The sequence below is a fragment of the Polaromonas sp. P3_C2 genome (assembly GCF_056402675.1).
The window spans coordinates 1-1,355 of record NZ_JBFUGX010000909.1 but is presented as its reverse complement, the minus strand read 5'-3'; the positions used below and the strand labels follow the sequence as shown (position 1 = coordinate 1,355).

Here is a 1,355-nt window from a genome sequence, read left to right as displayed (position 1 = left end):
AAAAAGGGCAGCTTGCGCTGCCCTCTAGAAAACCTGCCGCGCATGCGCGGCGAGCTCTGAAACTTGCCGTTTATTTCTTGTCGCGCAGTTCGCGGCGCAGGATCTTGCCAACCGGCGTCTTGGGCAGATCGGTACGGAACTCCACCACTTTCGGTTGTTTGTAGCCTGTGAGATTGGTTTTGCAGTATTCCCGCACCTGTGCTTCCGTGAGCTCGGGATTCTTTTTCACGATCACCAGCTTCACGGCTTCGCCGGACTTTTCATCGGCAACGCCTACGCAGGCACATTCCATCACGCCGTCGAGCTTGGCCACTACATCCTCAATTTCGTTCGGATAGACATTGAAGCCGCTCACAAGGATCATGTCTTTCTTGCGGTCGACGATCTTGAAGAAGCCGTTTTCATCGACCACGCCGATGTCGCCTGATTTGAAGTATCCGTCGGGCGTCATGACCTTGGCGGTCTCGTCGGGGCGCTGCCAGTAGCCGGCCATGACCTGCGGACCCTTGATGGCGATTTCGCCGGGCTGGCCTTGCGGGACTTCATTGCCGTCGTCATCGAGCAGCTTGAAGTAAGTGCCGGGAATCGGCACACCGATGGTGCCGGTGAAGGCCTTGCTGTTGGTCGGGTTGCAGCTGGCCGAGGGTGATGTCTCGGAAAGGCCGTAACCTTCGCAGACCGGGCAGCCGGTTTTCTCGAGCCACAGCTTGGCCACCGCGCCTTGCACAGCCATGCCGCCACCCAGAGAAATCTTCAGGTGCGACCAGTCCACGGTGTTGAAGTCCGGGTGATTCGCCAGGCCATTGAACAGGGTATTGACCGCGGGGAAGCTGTTGATCTTGTGCCTGGAGAGCTCTTTAAGCACGGCCGTCAGGTCACGCGGATTGGGGATCAGGATGTTTTTGCTGCCGGTGCGCATGCCCAGCATCATGTTCACGGTGAACGCGAAGATGTGGTACAGCGGTAGCGCGCAGACATACGTGAGCTGCTCGCCGGCCGGCAGGGCCGCCATGGCCGGGCTGTTCCAGGCTTCGGACTGCAGCACATTGGCGATCACGTTGCGGTGCAGCAGAACGGCGCCCTTGGAGACACCTGTGGTGCCGCCGGTGTATTGCAGCACGGCCACGTCGTCTGGTTTGATGTCGGGCCGCTTGAGCGTCAGGCGCGTGCCCTGCGCCACAGCGTCGTTAAAACGCACGGCGCCGGGCAGGTTGAAGGCCGGCACCATCTTCTTGACGTTGCGCACCACGTAGTTGACGAGCGCGCCCTTGAGCATGCCTAGCTGGTCACCCATGGCGCACAACACCACGTGCTTGACGGGCGTGGCGGCAATGCATTGCTCGAGCGTGTTGGCG

At 60.3% G+C, this 1,355-nt stretch carries 1 protein-coding gene; it reads right to left on the bottom strand.

The genetic code is table 11. The features are described from left to right. Positions 1-70: 70 nt before the first annotated feature. Positions 71-1,355 (bottom strand): AMP-binding protein (locus AC1DWI_RS23280; protein WP_477725930.1); only part of this gene is annotated, 1,285 nt, incomplete at its 5' end.